This window comes from Arthrobacter sp. 131MFCol6.1 (assembly GCF_000374925.1).
Taxonomy (GTDB): domain Bacteria; phylum Actinomycetota; class Actinomycetes; order Actinomycetales; family Micrococcaceae; genus Arthrobacter.
The window spans coordinates 13388-36512 of record NZ_KB895544.1 but is presented as its reverse complement, the minus strand read 5'-3'; the positions used below and the strand labels follow the sequence as shown (position 1 = coordinate 36512).

At 67.1% G+C, this 23125-nt stretch carries 24 protein-coding genes and 1 tRNA gene; 15 read left to right on the top strand and 10 right to left on the bottom strand.

The window, feature by feature from the left end:
* The first annotated feature begins 29 nt into the window (after nt 1-29).
* Entirely contained in the window at nt 30-503 is a 474-nt protein-coding gene (locus tag C566_RS0110145; protein ID WP_018774228.1) for a DUF2231 domain-containing protein, read from the top strand.
* Here the strand turns inward: C566_RS0110145 and C566_RS0110140 are convergent.
* Nucleotides 500-1816, bottom strand: a complete 1317-nt coding sequence (locus C566_RS0110140; protein WP_018774227.1) for an MFS transporter — start codon at nt 1814-1816, stop codon at nt 500-502. The genes C566_RS0110145 and C566_RS0110140 overlap by 4 nt on opposite strands.
* A 190-nt stretch (nt 1817-2006) precedes the next feature.
* Between C566_RS0110140 and C566_RS23330 the strand changes: the two genes are divergently transcribed.
* The 3 genes from C566_RS23330 to C566_RS0110125 all read left to right on the top strand — a co-directional run bounded on the left by C566_RS23330 (nt 2007) and on the right by C566_RS0110125 (nt 4805).
* The gene (locus tag C566_RS23330) at nt 2007-2132 is read left to right on the top strand and encodes a hypothetical protein (protein ID WP_018774226.1); all 126 of its coding nucleotides are present in this window, start codon (nt 2007-2009) and stop codon (nt 2130-2132) included.
* 47 nt (nt 2133-2179) lie between these two features.
* Complete coding sequence (locus C566_RS0110130; RefSeq protein WP_018774225.1) at nt 2180-3754, top strand: cellulase family glycosylhydrolase; 1575 nt, start codon at nt 2180-2182, stop codon at nt 3752-3754.
* Between the two features lie 310 nt (nt 3755-4064).
* Nucleotides 4065-4805 (top strand): HNH endonuclease family protein, encoded by a 741-nt coding sequence (locus tag C566_RS0110125; protein ID WP_018774224.1) that lies wholly within the window; start codon nt 4065-4067, stop codon nt 4803-4805.
* 149 nt (nt 4806-4954) lie between these two features.
* Here C566_RS0110125 and C566_RS0110120 read toward each other — a convergent pair whose 3' ends face one another.
* From C566_RS0110120 to tmk, 5 genes are all read right to left on the bottom strand, one after another.
* Nucleotides 4955-5407 carry a hypothetical protein gene (locus C566_RS0110120; RefSeq protein ID WP_155846852.1) on the bottom strand — a complete coding sequence of 151 codons (453 nt, stop codon included), beginning with the start codon at nt 5405-5407 and terminating at the stop codon, nt 4955-4957.
* A gap of 188 nt (nt 5408-5595) precedes the next feature.
* A tRNA-Thr gene (locus C566_RS0110115) sits at nt 5596-5668 on the bottom strand.
* 114 nt (nt 5669-5782) lie between these two features.
* A complete protein-coding gene (locus C566_RS0110110; protein WP_026266572.1) occupies nt 5783-7366 on the bottom strand; it encodes an alpha/beta hydrolase in 1584 nt (527 codons plus the stop codon).
* A 60-nt stretch (nt 7367-7426) separates the two neighbouring features.
* A complete protein-coding gene (locus C566_RS0110105) occupies nt 7427-8569 on the bottom strand; it encodes a DNA polymerase III subunit delta' (RefSeq protein WP_018774221.1) in 1143 nt (380 codons plus the stop codon).
* Nucleotides 8566-9222, bottom strand: a complete 657-nt coding sequence (gene tmk, locus C566_RS0110100) for a dTMP kinase (RefSeq protein ID WP_018774220.1) — start codon at nt 9220-9222, stop codon at nt 8566-8568. Before tmk ends, C566_RS0110105 begins: the two co-directional genes overlap by 4 nt.
* A 146-nt stretch (nt 9223-9368) precedes the next feature.
* On the opposite strand from tmk, the gene C566_RS0110095 reads away from it, so the two are divergent.
* Nucleotides 9369-10565 (top strand): trans-sulfuration enzyme family protein, encoded by a 1197-nt coding sequence (locus tag C566_RS0110095; RefSeq protein ID WP_026266571.1) that lies wholly within the window; start codon nt 9369-9371, stop codon nt 10563-10565.
* Between the two features lie 9 nt (nt 10566-10574).
* Nucleotides 10575-10928: a DUF2516 family protein gene (locus tag C566_RS0110090; protein WP_018774218.1), complete on the top strand. Its 354-nt coding sequence runs from the start codon at nt 10575-10577 to the stop codon at nt 10926-10928.
* Nucleotides 10929-10943: 15 nt separating this feature from the next.
* On the opposite strand, the gene C566_RS0110085 is transcribed toward C566_RS0110090, so the two are convergent.
* Nucleotides 10944-11792, bottom strand: coding sequence for a hypothetical protein (locus C566_RS0110085; RefSeq protein WP_018774217.1), 849 nt, complete (start codon nt 11790-11792; stop codon nt 10944-10946).
* A gap of 155 nt (nt 11793-11947) precedes the next feature.
* On the opposite strand from C566_RS0110085, the gene C566_RS0110080 reads away from it, so the two are divergent.
* Nucleotides 11948-12694, top strand: a complete 747-nt coding sequence (locus C566_RS0110080; RefSeq protein WP_018774216.1) for a phosphoglyceromutase — start codon at nt 11948-11950, stop codon at nt 12692-12694.
* Between the two features lie 168 nt (nt 12695-12862).
* On the opposite strand, the gene phoU is transcribed toward C566_RS0110080, so the two are convergent.
* Nucleotides 12863-13525 (bottom strand): phosphate signaling complex protein PhoU, encoded by a 663-nt coding sequence (phoU, locus tag C566_RS0110075; protein ID WP_018774215.1) that lies wholly within the window; start codon nt 13523-13525, stop codon nt 12863-12865.
* Between the two features lie 207 nt (nt 13526-13732).
* Here phoU and C566_RS0110070 point away from each other — a divergent pair, with 207 nt between their 5' ends.
* Both C566_RS0110070 and C566_RS0110065 read left to right on the top strand, forming a co-directional pair.
* A complete protein-coding gene (locus C566_RS0110070) occupies nt 13733-14965 on the top strand; it encodes a sensor histidine kinase (protein ID WP_018774214.1) in 1233 nt (410 codons plus the stop codon).
* On the top strand, nt 14962-15642 hold the full coding sequence (locus tag C566_RS0110065; RefSeq protein WP_018774213.1) for a response regulator transcription factor: 681 nt from the start codon (nt 14962-14964) through the stop codon (nt 15640-15642). The genes C566_RS0110070 and C566_RS0110065 overlap by 4 nt, the downstream gene beginning before the upstream one ends.
* Nucleotides 15643-15775: 133 nt before the next feature.
* Here C566_RS0110065 and C566_RS0110060 read toward each other — a convergent pair whose 3' ends face one another.
* Nucleotides 15776-16345: a hypothetical protein gene (locus tag C566_RS0110060; protein WP_018774212.1), complete on the bottom strand. Its 570-nt coding sequence runs from the start codon at nt 16343-16345 to the stop codon at nt 15776-15778.
* Between the two features lie 326 nt (nt 16346-16671).
* Here C566_RS0110060 and C566_RS0110055 point away from each other — a divergent pair, with 326 nt between their 5' ends.
* From C566_RS0110055 to rlmB, 6 genes are all read left to right on the top strand, one after another.
* Nucleotides 16672-17154, top strand: a complete 483-nt coding sequence (locus C566_RS0110055) for a CarD family transcriptional regulator (RefSeq protein WP_026266570.1) — start codon at nt 16672-16674, stop codon at nt 17152-17154.
* 200 nt (nt 17155-17354) lie between these two features.
* Nucleotides 17355-18185 (top strand): IspD/TarI family cytidylyltransferase, encoded by an 831-nt coding sequence (locus tag C566_RS0110050; RefSeq protein ID WP_018774210.1) that lies wholly within the window; start codon nt 17355-17357, stop codon nt 18183-18185.
* On the top strand, nt 18182-18700 hold the full coding sequence (gene ispF, locus C566_RS0110045) for a 2-C-methyl-D-erythritol 2,4-cyclodiphosphate synthase (protein ID WP_018774209.1): 519 nt from the start codon (nt 18182-18184) through the stop codon (nt 18698-18700). The genes C566_RS0110050 and ispF overlap by 4 nt, the downstream gene beginning before the upstream one ends.
* Nucleotides 18701-18779: 79 nt before the next feature.
* The gene (locus C566_RS0110040; protein WP_018774208.1) at nt 18780-19139 is read left to right on the top strand and encodes a hypothetical protein; all 360 of its coding nucleotides are present in this window, start codon (nt 18780-18782) and stop codon (nt 19137-19139) included.
* Between the two features lie 97 nt (nt 19140-19236).
* Nucleotides 19237-20694: a cysteine--tRNA ligase gene (cysS, locus tag C566_RS0110035; protein WP_018774207.1), complete on the top strand. Its 1458-nt coding sequence runs from the start codon at nt 19237-19239 to the stop codon at nt 20692-20694.
* A 123-nt stretch (nt 20695-20817) separates the two neighbouring features.
* On the top strand, nt 20818-21819 hold the full coding sequence (rlmB, locus tag C566_RS0110030; protein WP_026266568.1) for a 23S rRNA (guanosine(2251)-2'-O)-methyltransferase RlmB: 1002 nt from the start codon (nt 20818-20820) through the stop codon (nt 21817-21819).
* A 415-nt stretch (nt 21820-22234) separates the two neighbouring features.
* On the opposite strand, the gene C566_RS0110025 is transcribed toward rlmB, so the two are convergent.
* Nucleotides 22235-23038, bottom strand: coding sequence for a carbon-nitrogen hydrolase family protein (locus C566_RS0110025; RefSeq protein ID WP_026266567.1), 804 nt, complete (start codon nt 23036-23038; stop codon nt 22235-22237).
* Between the last annotated feature and the right edge of the window lie 87 nt (nt 23039-23125).

Sequence of the window (23125 nt, the reverse complement as noted above, 5' to 3'; positions counted from 1 at the left end):
GGTGCCCTCACGTTCTGGAGGAGATTCACGTGATCGAAATTGGTGGGCTCCCGGCCCATGTCCTGCTGGTCCACGCCGTAGTGGTCCTTGCGCCGATCGCAGGTCTCGGTGCCATCATTTATGCCGTGGCACGGCGCTGGTGGGCTTACCTGGCCTGGCCCCTGGGCGTGTTGTCACTGGGGCTGGTGCCAGTGACACTCCTGACCGCACAGGCAGGGGAACAGTTGGAGAAAATCCGTCCGGCGTCGGCGCTGGCCCACGAGCACGCCCAGCAGGGCGACGTGCTCAAAGTGGTTTCCGTGATCTTTTTCATCCTGGTCGCGGCAATGTTGATAGTCACCTTCGAGCCCTTTGGCCGGCGCTTGGCGTTCCTCGGCGGACTTCGGAGCAACCGGATTGTCCGGGGAGTCGTCCTGGTTGCCGGCGCCCTGGCGGGGGCCTTCTTCATTTACCAGAGCATCATCACGGGACATTCCGGCGCGGCCTCGGTCTGGGCGCGTTAGCTCCGCCTATCCGCGGGCCCGTGGCCAGGTGACGCGTGCCGGACCCGGTGCAGCGTGACGAACAGCAGGACAAGGGCCGTCGCTTGGAGTGCGGCCACGGCAGCGATGAGCGCCGGCCGTGCGCCGTAGAGTGACCCGTACAGGGCCCCGCCGGCCAACGCGCCGGCCCCCTCGAACGCCGCGAACACCCCGTACGCCGTGCCCTGCCGGGGCTGGGGCACCAGATCGGCGACCAGCGCCTTGACCGTGGAGTCCTGGATGCCCGTGGCGGCGCCCCAGACCAGGACGCCAGCGAACACGAGCCCGGCGCTCGGTGCCAGGGCCAGCACCGGCACCGCCATAATCAGCACGGGCAGCGCCAGGAGCACGGCCGCCCCGGTGTGGTCGTAAATGACGCCACTGGCGAGAGCCCCGACGGCGGCGGTCCCCATGGCGCCGGCGTACAGCAGCGGAACCACCGAGACGGGGACCGCCACGTCGGTCGTCAGGTGATAGGAGATGACGCCGAAGGCCACCAGTCCGGCGCTCCAGAAGAATGCGGCCACGGCGAACAAGATGAAGACGCTGGAGAACGCCGACGGCGGCCGCCCGGCGGGCTTCCCGCGGGACGGCTCCGGCACGCCGGAGGCGTCGGGCGCGGGCTTGTCCGCGCCGGGATCCCGGACGCGGCGACGCAGCCAAACGAGAATCGCCACCGCCGCCGCCGCCGGAATGACAAGCACCGCAAAGGCTGCCGACAGTGAGCCGGTGGCAACCAGCACCGCCGAGACGAGCAGCGGGCCCAAAAGCGCCCCGGCCAGATCGAGGGACTTGTGGACGGCGAAGCCACGGCCCCGGCCAACCGGCCCGGCGACGGCGGCGAGCAGCACGGTTTTCGCCGGGCTGCGGACGGCTTTGCCAACCCTGTCCCCGATGATGAGCACGGCTGCCAGGGCCATCCCGGCGGTCCCGGCGAACGGCGTCAACGCGAGCAGCGGGATGCACACGGCTGTGAGCACATAGCCGGCCATCGTGAAAGTCCAGTACTTCCCGGTGCGGTCCGCCCAAGGGCCGAACACCAGCCGGAGCCCCTGGGACGCGGCCTCCGCGGCGCCGGTCACGAGGCCGACGAAAAGCGCGGACGCACCGAGCTGGGCCAGCAGGGGACCCCCAAGCGGGCGGGCGCCGTCGGACACCATGTCCGCGGCGAGGCTGACCAGGCCGAAGCCGATAACCGGGCCCCACAGCCGGTGCCGCCAATTCTCGGTTTGGACTCCGGGCGGCGGCGCCGGGAGTTGCTGGCGGGCTGGCCGCCTGTGCCGGGGCCGTTCCATTCCCTAAGGCTGACGGAAGGCCCGGAAAAAGACAATACGCAGGTCAGGGGCCTGTGGCCGCGTCGAGGCGCAGAAGGAAATATTGGCCAAAGGGGTTCTTTCTTGGCGGCAGCTTGGTACTTTTTGAGAGCCGATCCGCATTGTGCGGGACGGGGGGACCCACATTGACGGACAGAAAGGCAACACACCCATGAGTTCGGACGGCACCCACCGGCACCAGCCGGAAGGGGCCTTCATCCTCGGTGCCGCCCCACGCGCCAAGAGCCGCACCAATACCAGGCCGCACCCGCACGCCATTCTCACGGAGGAACTGTGAAACCGTTTTCGAATCCGCCACTCCACGCCGGGGGAAGACGCCCGAGCGTGACTGCCACACTTCTGGGCATCGCTGTGGCTGCCGGACTGGCCCTCACCGGCGTCGCCGCGGCCTCGCTTCCCCTGGCCACTGCCGCCACAACACCGCCGCCCACCGGCTGGCTGCACACCTCTGGCGGGAGGATCCTGGACTCGAACAACTCCCCGCACACCATCAAGGCCGCGTCCTGGTTCGGCATGGAAACCCCCGACTGCATGCCGCACGGGCTCTGGGGGACCCTGACCATCGACGAGGCCTTGGCCAACATCAAATCGATGGGATTCAACACCGTCCGCCTGCCGTTCTCCAACGAGTGCCTGGCCGCGACATCCATCAAGGGCAATCTGAACTACTGGGCCAACCGCGCCTACGCGTTGGAGGGCAAGACGCCCCTGGTCCTGATGGACACGGTGATCGCCCGCGCGAAGGCCAACGGCCTGCAGATCATCCTAGACCGGCACCGGCCGTCCTCTGCCGACCAGTCCCCGCTCTGGTATACCTCCGCCTACCCTGAGTCGAGGTGGATTGCTGACTGGAAAATGCTCGCCGCCCGCTACAAGAACGATCCCACTGTCATTGGCGCCGACCTTCACAATGAGCCGGCAGGGGCGGCGACGTGGGGTGGCGCCGCCGCCACCGACTGGCAGGCTGCGGCCACCCGCGGCGGCAACGCAGTCTTGGCCTCCAACCCCAATCTCCTGATCATCGTTGAGGGCATCGAGAACCAGGGAAACGGAACCTCCACCTGGTGGGGCGGCGGCCTGGCCGACGTCAAGAACAAGCCGGTCACCCTGGCCACGCCCAACCGGGTGGTCTATTCCCCGCACGACTACCCGGCGTCGTTGTTTGCGCAGAAGTGGTTCAGCGACCCCAGCTACCCCAACAACCTGGCGGCCGTGTGGGATGCCAACTGGGGTTACATCCAGAAGCAGGGCATCGCCCCGGTTCTGCTCGGGGAGTTCGGGACCGCGCTGCAAACCACGTCGGACAAGCAGTGGATGGAGAAAATCGTCTCCTACCTTGGGACCAATTCCATGAGCTTCGCGTATTGGTCGTTCAACCCGAACAGCGGCATCACCGGCGGGCTTGTCCAGGCGGACTGGCGCACCCCGGAGGCCGCCAAACTCGCCGCGCTCGCGCCCATCCTGACGGGCACCCCGACGCCGACCGTGACGCCGACTGTGACGCCGTCCCCGACCGCCACCGCCACCGCCGCTGCTACCGCCACCGCCACGCCGTCGCCGACCCCCACGCCGTCGCCGACGGCGTCTCCCGCGCCGACGTCGGGCGCGCCGATCACCGCGGTCTGGAAGCTCGGCAGTTCGTGGACCGGCGGCTACGTGGCCAATATCGAGGTCACCGGGCTCCGGGCGGCGCCCGGTTGGAGCGTGAGCTGGCCCGATCCGAACGTCACCCGGGTGGCCAACTCCTGGGGCGTCACGTGCACAGTCCTCCCCAAGGTGTCGGTAACCTGCAGCGGCTCGGACTGGGCCACCAAGGTGGCCGCCGGCCAGAAACTGTCCGTGGGCCTGCAGGTGGATTCGCTGAAGGCTCCGATCAACCCCGTGCTCACCCTGAAGTAGCCGGCCGCGCGAGGACGGTCGGCGTACCAGTCCCGGCCACGGTGAAGTATCTCGACGTCCACAATTACTTCACCCCTGGACCGGCGCCTGATCCAAGGGGACCCACGGAAATCGTTGACTTCCGTGGGTCCCCTTTTTGTGCCGTCTGAGCTGTCATGAGAATCCGCCGGTAAGCGTTTCCCGGGGCGATCTGATCACCACGAGAGAAGCAGCCTGGGGCCGCGGCCGTAGCTGCACGTGAGCGACTCCATGCTCGGCCTGCGCGGTCGCGAATCGGAGTGCGGGTAATCTGATCATTTTCGCCGCACTCATGATTGGCATGAACATCTCCCGCTCCGCCGCCACCAAGTCCCTGACCGTCCTTACCGGCCTGCTTCTCGCAGGCTCCCTCGCCGGCTGTGATGCCGCAGCCCACGCTGGCGCCAAAGTCGCAGACGCCGTGCACAGCGCAGCGGCGTCCCAAGCTCCCGCCATTGGTTCCGCGCACCCGGGCGAGGCCGCCGCGGCCGTAGCCCAGCTGGCGTCCATTCCGGTGAAAGGCAAGGCCCCGAAGACCGGCTACAGCCGCGGGCAGTTCGGTCCCGCCTGGTCAGATGTGGACCACAACGGCTGCGACACCCGCAACGACATGCTCCGCCGTGACCTCACCGAGGTGACGACCAAGCCGGGGACCAGGGATTGCGTCATCGCCTCCGGCAAGCTTGCCGACAAATACACCGGCAAGACCATCAACTTCACCCGCGGCGAGAACTCCGCCGACGTCCAGATTGACCACATCATCCCACTGTCCCTGGCCTGGCAGACCGGCGCCCAGCAGATCAGCGCAAGCCAGCGCCTCCAGCTCGCCAACGATCCGCTGAACCTGATGGCCGCCGACGGCCCCGCGAATCAGCAGAAGTCAGATTCCTCGGCCGATGCCTGGCTCCCAGCCAACAAGGCGTTCCGGTGCGAATACGTCGCCCGCCAGACGGCTGTGAAGGCCAAGTACAAGTTGTGGATGACCCGTCCCGAGCACGACGCCATCGCCGGGATCCTCGCCGCCTGCAAGTAGCGAAGGCGCCCGCGCGGCAAAGCGAAGCACCCGCACCGAAAGGCGCACCCGGCGACGGCTCGAGGCCCCGGTTGCGGCCCGAATGGTCTCAGGCTGCCTGCGCCCTTGTCCGCTGACTAGACAAAACGGGCATCCCTTTTCCGGAGCGGTCAGCGGTGCGGTTCGACCAGGAGGACCACGAAGTTCGTTTGATCGCTTTTGTCCGGGCTGGACACGTTGAACTTGTAGTAGTACTCCCCGTCAGTTCCCGAGGAGCTGCAGACTGTCGTTGTACCGCCGACGGTCGGCCGCCTGGTGCAGGTGCCCTCGATGTTCATGGGAACACCGGCTGCGGAGCTCACGGCTTTCAAGTCGTCGACGGTGAGGCTTTTGCCGGCGTCCCAGCGCTTGGCGATGCTGGGGCACGGGTTGGTTGACATGCACAGAAACATCTCCCGCCGCACCACGCTGTCCTCCAGCTTCCAGTCCGCGGGAATGACGAACCGCTCGGTACGGGAGACTACGTCCGCGGTGACCCTGTCTTCCGCGGACCGGGTCAGAAATAGCGCGACGGCGCCAACGACCAACACCGCCGCAAGGATGATCCATGTCCTACGCTTCACTGTGTTCCCCCAAAACGGTCAGTGCCAACGCGCTTAACTCCGGGACACCCGGGAGGTGTTTGACTGCATCGTATCTTCAACCACGGAGTGCGCCATAGGTGTGCCCTAACCTCACACGGCCATCTCGCTGAAACCAATAAAAAACCCCGTATCCCCGCTGAGTCAGCGGTGATACGGGGTTTTTCTCGAGCTTCCTGCCAGAATCGAACTGGCGACCTTCTCATTACGAGTGAGACGCTCTACCAACTGAGCTAAGGAAGCAACCACATGAATGCCCGGCGAACCGGGCGGATCATGCAAGAGACAACTGTAATAGAGTCCCGGCGTCCGGGTCAAAATGAGCGACGGAAGCCGCCTTGCGGCGCCGTCGGGGACCTAGCAGACGGTGTTGTCCGCCGGGACCTTTCCGTCCACCAGATAGTCATCGACCGCGGTGCCGATGCAGCTGTTGGAGCGGCCGTACGCCGTGTGGCCCTCGCCCTTCCAGGTCAGCAGCGAGGCGTTCCCAAGCTGCTTGCGCAGGGAGCTGGCCGATTCCACGGGGGTAGCCGGATCGCCCGTGGTTCCAATTACGACAATCGGGGCCGAGCCCTTGTACTCGACTGGGGCAGGGGTTCGGACGTTCTTGTACGGCCAGTCCTTGCAATTGCTGCCGCCATAGGCGAAGTAGTAACCAAACGTGGGCGACAGCTGGCGCAGCCTTTGGTCTTCGGCCCGCATGGACGCGGTGTCGGACACCATCGGGTAGTCCAGGCAGTTGATGGCGTTGAAGGCGAAGGTGCTGTTTGACGTGTAGGTGCCGCTGGGATCGCGGTCGGCGCCGAAGTCGGCAAGTTGCAGCATGCCGGTCCCGTCGCCGGCCAGGGCTGTCGCGAGCGCCCGGGTGAGGATCGGCCAGTTGTCATCGTTGTAGAGCGGGATGATGAGGCCGCTGACGAACGTCGACCCCGAGACCTTCCGGCCGTCCTGGGCCGGCAACGGGTTGGCTTCCGCGGCAGCGATGGCATTGCGGATCTGTTGGATGCCTTCCTCGGTGCTTCCCGTGAGCGGGCATCCGGACGTCTGCTGGCATTTGGCGACGTAGGCGTGGAGGGCCTTTTCGAAGGCCACGGCCTGGCCGCTGGTCTGTTCCTCGGCGCTCAACGACGGGTCAACGGCGCCGTCGAGGACCAGCCGGCCCACGTTGTCCGGAAACAGCGACGCGTAGGTGGAGCCCAGCAGGGTCCCGTAGGAGTAGCCGAGGTAGTTCAGCTTCGAGTCGTTGGCCACCCCGCGCAGGATGTCGAGGTCCTTCGCGGCGCTGGCGGTGTCGATGTGGGCCAAAACCGGGCCGGTCTTTTCCACGCACTTGGCGGCGATGGCTTTGTTGTCGGCCAGGGCAGCGTCCAGTCCGGCGTCGGTATCCAGGGCGTAGGTCTTGGCGCGGGACGCGTCGCGTTCCTTGTCCGTCAGGCAGGTGACCGGGGCGGAGCGCTTCACGCCGCGGGGGTCGAAGCCCACGATGTCGTAGGCGGACCGGACCTTGTCCGAGATGTTGGTGTTGGCCGCGTCCCTGACGAAGTCGTACCCCGAGCCGCCCGGGCCGCCCGGATTGACCATCAGGGTGCCCTTCTTGTCACCTGTTGTGGCGAGCTTGATGGCGGCCAGTTCGATGCGCTCGCCGTCGGGCTTGCTGTAGTCCAGCGGGACCTTGATCTTGGCACACTCGAAGCTGCCCTCACACGGTTTCCAGTCGACCTGCTGGGAGTAGTAGCTGCGCAGTTCGGCCGGCGCCGCCGCCACTATCGACGGGTCCGCCTGCCCCGCTGCCCCGGAGGTCGGTGCGCTGGACCCGCTCTCGCCCCCGCCGCCGAAAAGGGTGCACGAGGCCAGCGTGAGGACCAGGGCCACGGCGCCGACGGCCCGCATGCCGATCGCCAGGGATCGGGATCTAGCGGGCTGGGGTCGAGCAGGCTTCATGCGGTTCTCCTTGGAGGCTAGGAACGAAAGCGAAGATGATCGTTTGAGCGGCAGGGACCGTCAAATAAGGCTGGAAGCCATGGACTCGATCGTCAGCAGCGGGGCCACGTTGGTGGTGGTGATTCGCGTGCGGGCCTTGTTGATGGCGTCCATGCGGGCAAGGGTAACTTCGGCGGTGGAACGGGAGGCGAAGTCTTCGACTTCGCTTCTGAGTTCAACGTTGACGAGTTCCACAGCGTTCCCCATCTGGATGATCAGGACATCCCGGTAAAAGGACAACAGGTCCGTCAGGGTGCGGTCAAGGGAATCGGTGACGGAACGCTTGGCGCGGCGCTTCTGGTCGTCCTCGAGTTGCTTGACCTGGCTCCGCATGGCCGGCGGCAGTGTGCCGCTTTCGGGGGCCCCGAGGGTGGCCAGAAGCGCGGTTTTCTCGGCGGCGTCGCGCTCGTCGTTGGAGCTGTTGGCTTCCTCGGTGGCGATCTTGACCAGTTTCTCGGCCATCATGACCGCCGCCGTGACGCCGCGAAGGGACAGCGGGAACCGCACCGTCTCGAGCCGGCGCTCCCGGGCCTCCGGGTCCCGGGCCAGGCGGCGGGCGATCCCGACGTGGCTTTGCGCCGCACGGGCGGCACGCTCGGCAACCGCCGGGTCCACGCCGTCGCGCTTGACCAGCAGGGCCGCGACGGCGGCGGCGGGCGGAAGCCGCAACGCGACCGGGCGGCAGCGGGAGCGGATGGTCACGAGGACATCGGCGGGGGAGGGCGCGCAGAGCATCCAGACGGTGCGGGGCGTGGGTTCCTCGATGGCCTTGAGCAGCACGTTGGTGGTCCGCTCGGCCATCCGGTCCGCGTCCTCCACCACGATGATCCGCCACCGGCCCGACGACGGCCGGTTCCCTGCGGTGGAGACGAGCTCGCGGGCCTCATCGATCGTGATGGTGACCTTCTCCGTGCGCACGAACGCGACGTCGGAGTGGGTTTCTCCGAGGATGGTCAGGCACGCCGGGCACTCGCCGCAGCCGCGCAGGCTGACGTCCTCCTGGTCGCAGTTCAAGGCTGCGGCGAACGCCTTCGCGGCGTTGGAACGGCCGGAGCCGGGCGGACCGGTGAAAAGCCACGCGTGCGTGAGCCCTTCGTTCTGGGCCGCTTGGCGCAGCTGGGCCACGACGGCGTCCTGGCCCTGGAGGTCGTCCCAGACTGTCATGCTGTGCTGCTTTGGGTGACGGCCAGCAGGGATTCGACGCGCTCGAGGATCCGGGCGGCGAGTTCGGCGACGGGCAGGCGGGCGGGCAGCACCAGATACGCCTCGGGCCGGGCGGAGGCAAGGTCCAGGAAGGCCGTCCGGATCTTGGCGTGGAATTCGTCGGCCTCGGACTCGAGGCGGTCTTCGGCGGCCTCGCCGGCAGTGCGCCGTTGCCGGCCAACGGCGGGTTCGACGTCGAGGAGTACGGTCAGGTCCGGCTGCAGGTCCGATGTTGCCCAGGCATTGATGTCCCGGACCGCCTGCGTTCCGAGGCCTCGGCCGGCGCCCTGGTACGCGACCGAGGAGTCGATGTACCGGTCCGTGAGGACGATCTCGCCGCGTTCCAGGGCGGGCCGGATGACCTGGCTCGCGTGCGCGGCACGGGATGCCGCGAAAATCAGGGCCTCGGTATGGGCATCGATGTGGCCGTGGCCGTGATCGAGCACGAGGGAACGCAGCTTCTCGCCGATCGCGGTGCCGCCCGGTTCGCGGGTCCGCAGCACGGTGAAGCCGCCGGATTCCAGCGCTTTGGCGAGTTCAGCCGCCTGCGTGGACTTGCCGGCGCCGTCTCCGCCCTCGAAGGCAATAAACAGTCCGGGCAACAGGCCGGGCAACTGACCGGACAACTGTCGAGGGGACGCTCCGGGGCTCTGGGTAGTCACGGTTCTAGACTACCGACAATCCCCGACACTCTAGTCTGCGCATCGTCTGCGGCGTAACGGCTTGGGTACCCTGCCGGGCGCCCACGTACCCTGTCCTCATGAGTCTTACTGAAGAACAGGCCGCCACGCTTTCGCCGGATTCCCTGGTTGTGGCGGCAGGGCGCCCGCCGCGCACCCGCGACGAACCGGTCAACCCGCCGCTGGTGCTGTCCTCGACCTACTTCGGCACGGGACCGCTGGGCGACGGCGACCGTGGCTACGGACGGTATTCCAACCCCACGTGGGACCCCTTTGAAGAGGCTTTGGGCCAGTTGGAAGGCGCGGAATTGCCGGGCCTGCTCTACGCCTCGGGACTCGCCGCCGTGAGTTCGGCCCTGTCCCTGGTGCCCGCCCAGGGCGTGCTCGTGATGCCGTCGCACAGCTACGCGGGATCGGTCACGATGGCCACCGAGCTGGCGGCCAAGGGGTTCCTCGAGCTCCGGACTGTTGACATCGCGGACACCGACGCCGTACTTGCGGCGCTTGCCCCGGCCGGCGGGCGCGCCGCCAGCATGCTCTGGCTGGAGAGCCCCACGAACCCCATGCTCGGCGTCGCGGACATGCGGGCCCTGACCGCCGCGGCCCACGAGGCCGGCGCCATCGTCGTCACTGACAACACCTTTTCCACGCCCCTGGTGCAGCAGCCCCTGAGCCTGGGCTCCGACGTCGTGCTGCATTCAGTGACCAAATACCTCTCCGGCCACTCCGACGTCGTGCTCGGTGCGCTGGTGACCTCCGACGCCGGTCTCCGCGCCGCCCTGCTGCACCACCGCACCATCCACGGCGGGATCGCCGGACCGTTCGAGGCGTGGCTGGCGCTGCGCGGGCTCCGTACCCTGGCGCTGCGGATCGAGCGTTCGCAGGCCTCGGCCCAGATCCTGGCCGAGCGGCTCGACGGCCATCCGAAGGTCGCCGGCGTCCGCTTCCCCGGGCTGGCCTCGGACCCCGGCCACGCGCGGGCCAAGGCGCAGATGAAGGGGTTTGGTTCCGTCCTGTGCATCGAGGTGGCTCCGGTCGTGGGGCAGGACGGTGGCCTCAGCGGCGCGGAAGCCGCGGACCGCATGATCCGGGCCCTGCAGCTTTGGCTCCCCGCGACGTCCCTGGGTGGGGTGGAATCCCTGATCGAACGCCGGCGCCGGCACGCCGCCGAGCCGGAGAGCGTGCCGGACAACCTGGTCCGGATGAGCGTGGGCATTGAGAACGTGGAAGACCTTTGGACCGATTTGGAGCAGGCATTGGGCACTCTGGACGGCTAGGCTGGGGGAGTGGACGGACGCATACTCATTTACTTTGTCGAATCCGGGGTTTACCTGGTCCTGGCTGTCGTAGCCTTTGCCCTGGAGGCATGGGCGTTTTTCGACTGCCTCCGGCACAAGGCCAACGCGTTCGAGGCCGTATCGAAGCGGACCAAGACCTTCTGGCTGGCCCTGACCGGCGGCGCGTTCGCCGTGGGCCTGTTCTCCCTGCTCGCGCAGCTGGGCAGCGGCGGCGGTGCCAGTTCGCTCGGGATTTTCGGCCTTGCAGCCGTGACGGCCGCGTCCGTGTACCTCGCCGACGTCCGCCCCGCGGTCAAAGACGCCGGCCGTGGCCGCAACATGGGCCCCTACGGCCCCTGGTGACACCGGCCTGACCGCCTAAGGTCCCGGGGCCACGGCTTCCCAGTCGACCGTCACTTCGCCCATTCGCCAGCGGGACGGGCCGTCCTGGATCGGCCAGCCGGCGTCGAGCAGTGCACGGCACATCGCCCCGAAGCGCTGCCGGTTTCCGAAGGCCGCCAGCGGCGCCGCTTCCAGCCAGGCTTTGTCCATCGCCTGCAGGTAGGCGTGGATTTTCTCGCCGGGGACGTTGCGGTGGATCAGGGCCTTCGGCAGCCTTTCGGCAACGTCGGAGGGCAGCGCGAAGGCGCCGAACCGCATGGACAGGCTCAGGCTCAGCGGCCGCTCGACGTCGAGCGCCACCCAGGCGGCGCGCCGCCCGATTTCATCGCACGTGCCGTCGATGAACAGCCCGCCCGGGGCCAGCCGGTCCTGCACCAGCCGCCAGATGCCCGCCACGTCGGTTTCCTCGTATTGGCGCAGCACGTTGAAGGCGCGGACCAGCACGGGTTTTCCGGTCACGGGCAGCTCGAAGCCGCCCAGCTGGAACTTCAGGCCCGGGCGCTCCAGGGCGTGGGCGTGCCGGACGCGCTCCGGTTCGATTTCGATCCCCACCATCTGTACGTCCGCGCGGACCGCGGCGAGGCGTTCGAAGAGTTCGACGGCGGTGGCCGGCGAGGCGCCGTAACCGAGGTCGACGGCGAGGGGATCGGCCGCGGCCCGCAGCCGCCAGCCCTGCGGCCCGGTCAGCCAGCGGTCCACGCGGCGCATCCGGTTGGGGTTCGTGGTTCCGCGGGTCACGTTGCCCACGGGCCTGCCGCCGCGCGCGCCGCTTCTCGTTCCGCCCTGGTTTCGGGGGGCCAGCACCCGTTCAGCCTTCTGCACCACCGCCCAAGCCTATCCTCCAACGCGGGGTCACTTGTGTCCCGTGGTGGGCCGCGGGATGGGCCGGAAGTGACCCCGCGTTGCCCTGAAGCACGCTTTGAAACGCGCGCGGTGTAACGCTCGGCGCCGCCGCCAACCGCTCGGCTAGGATGAAAACCATGACTTACAAGCTGATTCTGCTGCGCCACGGCCACAGCGACTGGAATGCCAAGAACCTGTTCACCGGCTGGGTGGACGTTGACCTCAATGACCAGGGCCGTGCCGAGGCGGTGCGCGGCGGCGAGCTGCTCGTGGAGAACAACATCCTCCCCGACATCCTCTACACCTCGCGGTTGAAGCGGGCCATCAACACGGCAAACCTGGCCCTGGAAAAAGCCGACCGCGGCTGGATCGACGTCAAGCGCGACTGGCGGCTCAACGAGCGCCACTACGGCGCGCTGCAGGGCAAGGACAAGGCCCAGACCCTCGCCGAATTCGGCGAGGAGCAGTTCATGCTGTGGCGCCGGTCCTACGACACCCCGCCGCCGCCCCTGGCCGACGATTCCGAGTTCTCCCAGGTGGGGGACCCGCGCTATGCGGACCTCGGCGACGCCGTCCCGCGCACCGAATGCCTCAAGGATGTCCTGATCCGGCTCATGCCGTACTGGGAATCTGACATCAAGGAAGACCTCAGGGCCGGAAAGACCGTCTTGGTCACCGCCCACGGCAACTCGCTCCGCGCCCTCGTCAAGCACCTTGACGGGATCAGCGACGAGGACATCGCCGGCCTGAACATCCCCACCGGCATCCCGTTGGTCTACGAACTGGATGAGGACTTCAAGCCGCTGAACCCGGGCGGCACCTACCTCGATCCCGAGGCCGCCGCCGAGGCCATTAAGGCAGTAGCCAACCAGGGCAAGAAGTAGCCGGCTCCCGCCCGATTAGGCACTGAGCAGGGCACAGAGCACAAACGACGGCGTCCGGCCACCCCCAAGGTGACCGGACGCCGTCGTTTTGTATCAGCGCAGTTGTGCCAGCGCGGTTGCTATCAGTGCCGTTGTACCGGCGGCTGGATCAGCCGCGGTTGGCCGGAGTCAGTTGTGTTCGATCGTGCTCGGCTGCCACGCGCCGGTCACCAGGTACGTGACCTTCTGGGCCACGGAGACGCCGTGGTCCGCGAAGCGCTCGAAGTAGCGGCTGGCCAGGGCAACGTCCACCGTAGTGGCCGGCGACTCCTGCCAGTCGCTGCGGGCGATCGCCTGGAAAACGCTCAGGTGAAGGTCGTTGACGGCGCCGTTGGCCTTCATGATCTCCCGGGCCACGCCGAGGTCGCGGGTTGCCAGCAGCTCCGTGAGCTTCTGGGCGATCAGCAGGTCCTGTTCGGCGAAAGCCTTGAAGGTCTCCCGTAGCTGGTCCGGGACCACCGACGCCGGGTAGCGCAGACGCGCCAGCTGCGCCAAGTGGCGGGCGAGGTCGCCCATGCGTTCGAGCGAGGCGCTCATCCGGAGCGAACCAACCAGCATGCGCAGATCGCTCGCCACCGGGCCCTGGAGGGCGAGGATGTCGATGGCACGCTCGTCGAGGCTGTTCTGCAGGAAGTCGATGCGGGCATCGGCGGCAATCACGTCCTCGGCGAGGTCGATATCGGCGCCCTGGAAAGCTGTCGTGGCCTTGTCGATGGCCTCTGTGACCAGCGTTGAGATCTCGACGAGCTGTTCCCTTACCTGGGCGAGCTCCTCCTGAAAAACCTTACGCACGTGTGCGTCCTTTCCTCGGAAATATTGCCTGCAATCGAAGTGGCGGGCCTATTTCGGTTCACCTACCGGCGCTCCAACTGTCAACTCTTGCAGTGTCCGGTGAACTGTTACGCCCCAATAGGTGAACGTTAGCTGAACCGGCGCCCGAATCGCAGAAGATTTCGGTTTCGGCCGCGTGGCAGAGCATAAGCTGGAGCCGTGGATCCAATGCTCATCGGCGTGATCGCCGGCCTGATCGGCCTCTCGTTTGGCATGTTCGGCGTACTCGCGTTCCGGGTGAGTGAGCAGCAGCGGCACATTGTCGACGTCGACGTCGAGGATCCCTCGCTGCCCGAGGGCGCCGCGGAGGTGCTCGCCGTCCTCGGCCGCGCTTTCGTTGTGGTGGATGCGATCGACGGCGTGGTCCGTGCCAGCCCGGCCGCCTACGCCTACGGCCTGGTCCGCGGGCACACGGTGGTGCACCAGCAGCTGCTGGACCTGACGGCCAAGGTGCGGCGGGACGGCGTCATCCTCGAAGAGCAGCTGGAGCTGCCGCGTGGCCCGCTCGGCCAGGGAACGATCGTTGTCCAGGTCCGGGCCGCCGTCATCACGGAGGAATATGTCCTCCTGCTGGCCGATGACCGGACGGAATTCACCCGCACCGAGGAAGTCCGCAACGACTTCGTCGCGAACGTGTCCCACGAGCTGAAGACCCCGGTCGGGGCGATCTCCCTCCTGGCCGAGGCCCTCGAGTCGTCCGCTGACGACCCCGAGGCGGTCAAACGTTTCGCCAAGCGCATGCACAAGGAATCGACCCGGCTCGCGGCCCTGGTCCAGGACATCATCGAACTCTCCCGGCTCCAGGGCGCCAACGTCGCGCAGCAGGGCCGCCCGGTGGACATCAACACAGTCGTCAGCGAGGCCGTGGACCGCTCCGCGCTGCCGGCCGAGAGCAAGAACATCCAGCTCGTGGTCGGCGGACACGCCGATGCCATGGTCTACGGCGACCAGGACCTCCTCGTGACCGCCCTGCGCAACCTGATCGACAACGCCATCCGCTACTCGCCGGAGAACACCAAGGTGGGTGTGGGCATCCGGGCCAAGGACGGCCTCGTGGCGGTCTCGGTGACGGACCAGGGCGATGGGCTCAGCGCCGAAGACCAGGAACGTGTCTTCGAGCGGTTCTACCGTGTGGATGCTGCCCGTTCGCGGCAGACCGGAGGCACCGGACTTGGCCTGAGCATCGTCAAGCACGTCATTTCCAACCACGGCGGCGAGGTGACCCTGTGGTCCCGGCTCGGGCAGGGTTCCACGTTCACCATTCGACTTCCCGAGATAGAAGGGCAGGACGACGGCGACGCCCCCGAAGCGGGCAAGCCCGCTGCCCAAAAGCCCAGCCGGGACCTCAGACCGCAACGACGTGACGCCGCAGGCGTCCATGAGCAAGGAGCTACCGCTTGAGCAGGATTCTGATTGTCGAGGACGAGGAGTCCTTCAGCGACCCCCTGTCCTACCTGTTGGGTAAAGAAGGGTTCGAGGTGGAGGTGGTGGACAACGGACTGGACGCCATCACCGAATTCGACCGCAACGGCGCCGACCTCGTGCTCTTGGACCTGCAGCTGCCTGGCCAGTCCGGCACGGAGGTCTGCCGCCAACTCCGGCAGCGCTCCGGGGTGCCCGTGATCATGCTGACGGCCAAGGACTCGGAAATCGACAAGGTGGTGGGGCTGGAACTGGGCGCCGACGACTATGTCACCAAGCCCTACTCCTCGCGGGAGCTCGTGGCCCGGGTCCGGGCCGTCCTGCGGCGCCAGAGCGAGCCGGAGGAACTTGTCTCCACCACGGTGCAGGCCGGTCCCGTCCGGATGGACATCGAACGCCACGTGGTCAGCGTCGGAGGCGAGCAGATCGCCTTGCCGCTCAAAGAGTTTGAGCTGCTGGAAATGCTGCTGCGGAACTCCGGCCGGGTCCTGACCCGCGGCCAGCTGATCGACAGGGTCTGGGGCTCCGACTATGTGGGGGACACCAAGACCCTCGACGTCCACGTTAAGCGGCTGCGCAGCAAGATCGAGCCGGATGCCTCCGCGCCGCGGTACCTGATCACCGTCCGTGGGCTGGGCTACAAGTTCGAGCCCTAAAGGGTCTGAAGAAGCTGCCCGGCCGCCAGTGCGCCGGGCAGCTGGAAGACCGGCGCAGTTGAACATCAGGGGACACGCAAAAGGAGGGGCACCTACAGGTGCCCCTCCTTTTGCGTGTGGTCAGGCCTTGAGGCTAGTGGCCGTCGGTGCTACTTGGCGTCGGCGTGGCCGTCTCGGTCGAGGTTGCCGTCTCGGTGGACGTGGCCGTGCTGGAGTCGGTGGGCTCCGGCGTCGGCAGGTACGACTTGTAGTCGACGATCGTGCCGTCCATGACCGGAACCGTGAACTTGGCGTCCTTGTTGGTGCCGTTCTCGGAGATGGTGACGTCGACGACGGCGCCCGGCTTGGCGCCGGCCGGGTCCAGGATCGCGGCGTCGGAGGAGTCGTTGAGCATGGTGTAGGAGTTCTTCTTGACCGGAACCTGGGTCTGCGAGCCCTCCGCACCCTTGATGGTCAGCACCACGTCGTTGGAGGACGTGTTGTACACGGCGCCGATCACGCGGCCCGGCTTGTCCTCGCCATCGGAGACGATGATGAAGTTGCGCAGCTGCAGCGCACCAAGATCAGTCCGGGTTCCGTCCGAGGCCGAGTACTGCTCCGTGGTCTGCTGGGCGTTGATGTAGCCGCAGCCGGTCAGGGACAACAGGCCGATGCCAAGTGCAGCCGTTGCCATTGCCAGCTTGCCGCGCTGGCCCCGGTTCATCGCAGTGAAACGCACGTCACGCACTCCTTGAGAGTCTTGGAACATTATTCAGCCATAGCCTAGCCGCAATCGGCCGCAAACAAGGATTCGGCGACTACACACAAGTGCCGCCAAGCCTGCCCCTCCGGCGACGAGACCCGGCTTGGCGGGGGCCGGAAACCTCTTGGCAGTTAGGGCCGCAGGCACTATTATCCGCATTCGTCAAGGGGTTTGAGGGGGTGGATTGAGGCCATTTTCCCCGGATTCATGCGGTTCCGGGCACGTTTTGATGCCAGTTGTATGCCTTAATCGTGATAAACTGGTCTGCGGGAAAGGGGAATGTCCACATGGTTTTTGAGGTCGGCGAGACAGTAGTTTACCCTCACCACGGTGCAGCCAAAATTGAAGAAATCAAGATGCGCACCGTCAAGGGCGAAGAGAAGATGTATCTCAAGCTCAAGGTGGCTCAGGGTGATCTGACCATTGAAGTTCCAGCAGAAAACGTTGACCTGGTAGGGGTTCGGGACGTAGTGGGCAAGGAAGGCTTGGAGCACGTGTTCGACGTGCTGCGGGCCGAGTTCACTGAAGAACCCACCAACTGGTCGCGTCGTTACAAGGCAAACCTGGAAAAGCTTGCTTCCGGTGACGTCATCAAGGTAGCCGAGGTCGTCCGCGACCTCTGGCGCCGTGATCACGACCGGGGTCTCTCCGCGGGAGAGAAGCGCATGCTGGCCAAGGCCCGTCAGATCCTGATTTCGGAACTGGCACTGGCTGAAAAGACTGATGAAGAGAAGGCTGCAAGCGTTCTCGACGAGGTCTTGGCTTCCTAGCACAGGGCCGGCCCCCAGCAGGGCCGGCGCAGATAAGAATCGAACCCCGGTGGCGTCAGCCGCCGGGGCTTCTTTTTGCCCATTTTCAGCCGCCGCCCCTCGGTTGCCCTGTCACTTGGGGTCCCCCTGAGCGCTCCAGGACAGCCGCAACTGATAGCGCAACGGGATGGTCCGAGGCGCGGGGACGTAGTCTTGTGCCCATGGATACTGCACCGACGAATACGGCACCGGCCGGTCCCGCCACAGCGGTCATTGTTGTGGCAGCCGGCTCCGGCCAGCGCCTGGGCTACGGCATGCCGAAAGCAAAAGTTCCTCTCGGCGGGGACAGCATCCTCACCCACGCCCTTCGCGGCGTGGCGGCAGCCGGGATCGCACGGCAAATCTGCATTGCGCTCCCTCCGGGAGACGCCGAGTTGCGGGCGCTGTGCGAGGCCTTCACGCAGGAGCTTGCGGCCGGGCACGCCGGCGCGGGGTCGGGCCACGGCGGCCTGATTCCCGTTGTGACGGTCGTCGACGGCGGTGCGGACCGCGCCGCTTCAGTCCGCGCCGCGATGGCCGCCCTCCTGCCCGATACCGAATCGGTGCTGGTCCACGACGCCGCCCGGGCACTGACGCCTGAGGCCGTCTTCCACCGCGTGGCAGCGGCGCTCGGCGCCGGCGCCTCGGCCGTCATTCCGGTGATACCGGTCGTCGACACCGTCAAGACCGTCGAACCGACCACCGGCGACGGCGCCGCGGTGGCCCCCGAACTGGTCACCGGGACGGCGCCCCGGGATTCGCTCCGCGCCGTGCAGACACCGCAGGGATTCGCCTTGAGCACCCTCAAACGCGCCCACGAGGCTGCCGCCGGGTTCGACGCCGGCCAGGCCGCCCTCGTCACGGATGACGCGATGCTCGTGGAGCTCATCGGTGTCCCCGTCCACGCGGTGCGCGGCGCCAGCCAGTCCCTGAAGATCACCACGCCCCTGGACCTGATCCTGGCCGAAGGCCTCCTCGAAGGCCCCCTGGGCGCACGCTGGGTGGAGGGATGAGCATGTCCACCAACCCGCCAGTCTTTCCCCCGGTCATTCCCAGGACCGGGATCGGAATCGATGTCCATGCCTTCGCCGCCGAGGACGAGCCGCAGCCGCTATGGCTCGGCGGCCTCTTTTGGGAGGGGGAACGGGGGCTGTCCGGCCATTCAGACGGCGACCCCGTGGCGCACGCCGCCGCCGACGCGCTCTTCTCGGCCTGCGGGATCGGGGATCTGGGCACACACTTCGGTACGGACCGGCCCGAATATGCCGGGGCGTCCGGCGTGACCCTGCTGGCCGAGGCCGCCCGGATAGTTCGCGCCCACGGATTCGAAATCGGCAATATCGCCGTCCAGTTCGTGGCCAACCGGCCAAAGTTCGGCCCGCGGCGGGAGGAATCCCAGCAGGTCCTCAGCGCCGCTGCCGCGGCGCCGGTGAGCGTCACGGCCACCACGAGCGACGGGCTCGGGTTCACCGGCCGCGGCGAGGGGATCTCGGCCGTGGCAACAGCGCTCGTCTACCCGGCAGGCTAAGCACCGCAGGCCGCGTTCCCCTACGCTTGAGGGGAAGGCCAAACCGAGACACCCGTTCCGAACCGCCAGGAGACCTCCCGTGAAGAAGCTGCTGACCGCCGTCGTACTCGTGGCAGGGACCATGCTGAGCGGCTGTGCCGCCTCCACGACGACGCCCCAGACGCCTAGCCCCACTCCGAGGCTCAGTGTCGAGGAAAGCTGTAAGTTCCTCAACACCGACACCTTTGTGCCCTCCGGGAGCGCGAAGGAGCAGGCAGGGCAGATTGGCCAGCACTACCAGGAGGTCGCGGACAAGGTGGCGCCGGAGGTGGGCGCCCCGATCCAGCAGATGGCCGAGATCATGAAGCAGGTTGCGGCGAGCCCCACGGGAACCAAGACGGACGAACAGACAGCCCAGCTCACCGAGCAGATCAACAAGATCGGGCAATACTGCAAGTAGGTCGCCAAGTACGTCGCCGGGCCGGTGGTCCCCGGCGGCTGGCCTGCCGGCAACGCCTCGGGTCAGGCCGCGGAGCGCCATCAGCTAATCTGGAGCGGTGACCCTGCGCTTTTACGACACTGCATCCGCCGAAGTCCGCGATTTCGTCCCCCTGGTACCCGGCAAGGTGAGCCTGTACTACTGCGGAGCCACCGTGCAGGGCATGCCGCACGTCGGCCACATCCGCTCGGCCATCGCATTCGACCAGCTGACTCGCTGGTTGCAGTACCGCGGCTTCCGGGTGACGGCCGTCCGCAACGTCACGGACATTGATGACAAGATCCTGGCCAAGTCCGCCGCGTCCTTCGGCCCCGACTTCGAAGACGAGCCCGGGGCTCTCCGCAACGAGGAATGGTGGGCGCTGGCCTACCGCTACGAGCAGGAATTCCTGAAGGCCTACGACACCCTGGGCGTCTCCCGCCCCACCTATGAGCCCCGCGCCACCGGCCACATCCCGGAAATGCACGCCCTCATCCAGCAGCTGATCGACCGCGGCCACGCCTACCCGGCCCTCGACGACTCGGGCGACGTCTACTTCGACGTGCGTTCGTGGTCCAAGTACGGCTCGCTGACGCGCCAACGACTCGACGACATGCAGGGTGCCGCGGACGTCGAACCTCAGTTCAGCAACAGGAAGCGGGACCCCCGCGACTTCGCGCTGTGGAAGGGATACAAGGACGGGGAGCCGACGACGGCGAGCTGGTCTTCGCCGTGGGGCGCCGGACGCCCGGGCTGGCACCTCGAATGCTCCGCGATGGTCACCAAATACCTCGGCACCGAGTTCGACATCCACGGCGGCGGCCTGGACCTGCGCTTCCCGCACCACGAAAACGAAATGGCGCAGTCCCAGGCGGCAGGCCACGGCTTCGCCAACTTCTGGATGCACAACGGGATGGTCACCTACGCCGGCGAGAAGATGTCCAAGTCCATCGGCAACACCGTCAGCCCGACGGAAATGCTCGAGATCGCCCCGCCGCGCGTTGTCCGGTACTACCTCGGACAGGCGCAGTACCGCTCGGTCCTGGACTACCAGCCGACGTCGCTGCAGGAAGCAGCCGCCGCCGTCGAGCGGATCGACGGCTTCCTCAGCCGCGCAAGCCGGGTCCTCCCTGACCCGGGGCCGGATGCATCCGCTGGTTCTGTCCCGGAGGCTTTTGGGGTGGCCATGGACGATGACCTTAACGTCCCGCAGGCACTGGCAGTGCTCCACGAAACCGTACGTGCCGGCAACACGGCGCTCACCGACGGCGACCTCGACGCCGCGGGTCAGGCGCTGGCCAGCGTCACCGCCATGCTGGATGTCCTCGGCCTCAACGCCACCGCAACGCCGGCGGCCGACGAACAAGCCAACACCGCCCTTGGCGTCCTGGTCGAGGCTCAGCTGGAGGCGCGGGCCCACGCCCGGGCCGCCAAGGACTGGGCGGCGTCCGATGCCATCCGAGACACCCTCGCCGCGGCCGGCGTCGTCGTCGAGGACGGCCCGGATGGGGCGAGCTGGAGCCTCAAGCGCGGCTGAACGGAGCCTCCCACGCCGTCTGACGTCCCTCCCGGGCCACCCCGAAATCGTGGATTTTACTCGAGTCAGTAGACTGGAGGTCAGACTTATCAACGAAGTACGTAACAAGCAGGGGTGGAAATCATGGCCAACAACGGTCGCCGGTCGGTCAAATTGAAGAAGGGCCCCACCGTCGGAACCGGCGGTCACGGCCGCAAGGCTCTGGAGGGCAAGGGCCCCACGCCGAAGGCGGAGGACCGCCCCTACCACAAGGCGTTCAAGAACAAGCAGCTCTCGGAACGCTCCGAGGCCAAGCGCGCCAGCGGAAGCCGCACCACCAGCGCCGCCGCCCGCACGGGCCGCTCCGGTCCCAAGGGCCGCGCCACCGAAGAGGTCGTCACCGGACGCAACTCGGTGGTCGAAGCCCTGCGCGCCGGCATCCCGGCCAAGGCCCTGCACGTCGCCGTCCGCATCGAAATGGACGACCGTGTCAAGGAATCCCTGAAGCTGGCCGCCGAACGCGGCATCCCGCTGATGGAAACCGGCAAGCCCGAGCTCGACCGGATGACCGACGACGCCATCCACCAGGGCCTTGTGCTGCAGATCCCGCCGTACGAATACCAGGACGCCTACGAGCTCGCCGAAGAAACCCTCGAGGCTTGGAAGAAGGGCCACGTAGCCAACGCCCCGCTCTTCGTCGCACTCGACGGCATTACCGATCCCCGCAACCTCGGCGCGATCATCCGCTCCGTCTCGGCATTCAGCGGCCACGGCGTCGTCGTCCCGGAGCGCCGCTCCGTGGGCGTCACCGCCTCGGCCTGGAAGACCAGCGCCGGTGCAGCCGTCCGCGTCCCCGTCGCGCGCGCGGCCAACTTGAACAACACGCTCAAGGCGTTCAAGAACATGGGCATCTACGTCCTGGGGCTCGACGGCGACGGCGACGTCTCGCTGCCCGAGCTGACCCTGGCCACCGAACCGGTGTGCATCGTCGTCGGTTCCGAGGGCAAGGGCCTGAGCCGCCTGGTCCGCGAAAACTGCGACCAGATCGTCTCCATCCCGATCGACTCCGCCATGGAATCCCTCAACGCCTCCATGGCCGTCGGCATCTCCCTCTACGAAATCTCCCGCCAGCGCGCAGCTAAGTAGAACCCTCGGGGCCGGGTTCCGGCGGTGAGTCTCGCTCACCTTTGGTAGTAAACGGCGAAACGCTCTCTCAGTTCTAGTGGGGGAGCGTTTTCGTTTAAGGCGAGAACGACCACAGCAACGCGGGGTCAGATCGCGCCCATCCGAGGCCCCACAATGGGCGCGAAGTGACCCCGCGTTGCTGTTGCTGAAGTAGTCCGGCGGCAGTACCTCGACAGATAGCGGGCGCCGGGGTCCTGCAAAGGAGCGCATCGCCGACCAGAGCCGGATGAGGCCGCTCAGCGGCCGAAGTAGGCGGCGGGAGGTGTCTAAGCGACGGCAGGGCGCCGGTGCCCGCGGAGGTGATCATGGAAAGGGCGCCGGTGGCCGCGGGACTTAACCAAGGCAAACCTGACCAGGCCGAACCGTAGCCGAGGCCTTAGAACCTGTGGCGGTTGGCCAGGACCGGGAGTTTCGTGCGGGCTTCCTGGACGGCGGCGGTGTCCAGGTCGGCGAAGAGGAGGCCGGGGGCGCCGTCGAGCTCTTCGAGGACGTCGCCCATGGGGGAGACCACCACGGAGTGCCCGACGCCGGTGGGGGCGGACCCCTTGACCGGGTGACCCACGCTGGCGGGGTCGCCCTGGCCGCAGGCGAGGACCACGGTGGTGGAGTCCAGGGCGCGGGCGCGGGCCAGGAGCTTCCACTGCTCGGCCTTGCCGGGGCCCGAGCCCCAGGAGGCGCACACAATGTTGACGTCGGCGCCGCGGTCCGCGTTTTCCGTGAACAGGTCCGGGAAACGGACGTCGTAGCACGTGGCAAGGCCGAACGTCACGCCGTCGAGCTCGAAGGTAACGGGGGAGGTGCCGGCGTCAACCGTGTCCGACTCGGCGAAACCGAAAGCATCGAACAGGTGGATCTTGTCGTAGCTGGCCTCGAGGCGGCGGCCGGTGACCAGCAGGGTGTTGCGCACCTTGGCGCCGTTGCCGGCGGTGCCGGGAGTGAACATGCCGGCGACGATCACGATGCCGAGCTCCGCGGCGAGGGCGCGGACGCGGGATGCCCACGGGCCGTCCAGCGGCTCGGCGATATCCAGGAGCGAATTGCCGAACGCCCGCATGGTGGCTTCCGGGAACACCACCAGGTCCGCGCCGCCGGCCTTGGCCTGGCGCGCGTAGGCGTCCACGAGGTCCAGGTTTGCGGCCAAGTCACGGCCGGTAATGATTTGGGCTAGTGCAACGCGCACAATTACCTCCAACTCGGCGCTCCATTACAGTATGCAGTGCGGCGGTCCGTACACTGCAAAACGTCATGAAAACGAAAACGGGGGCCA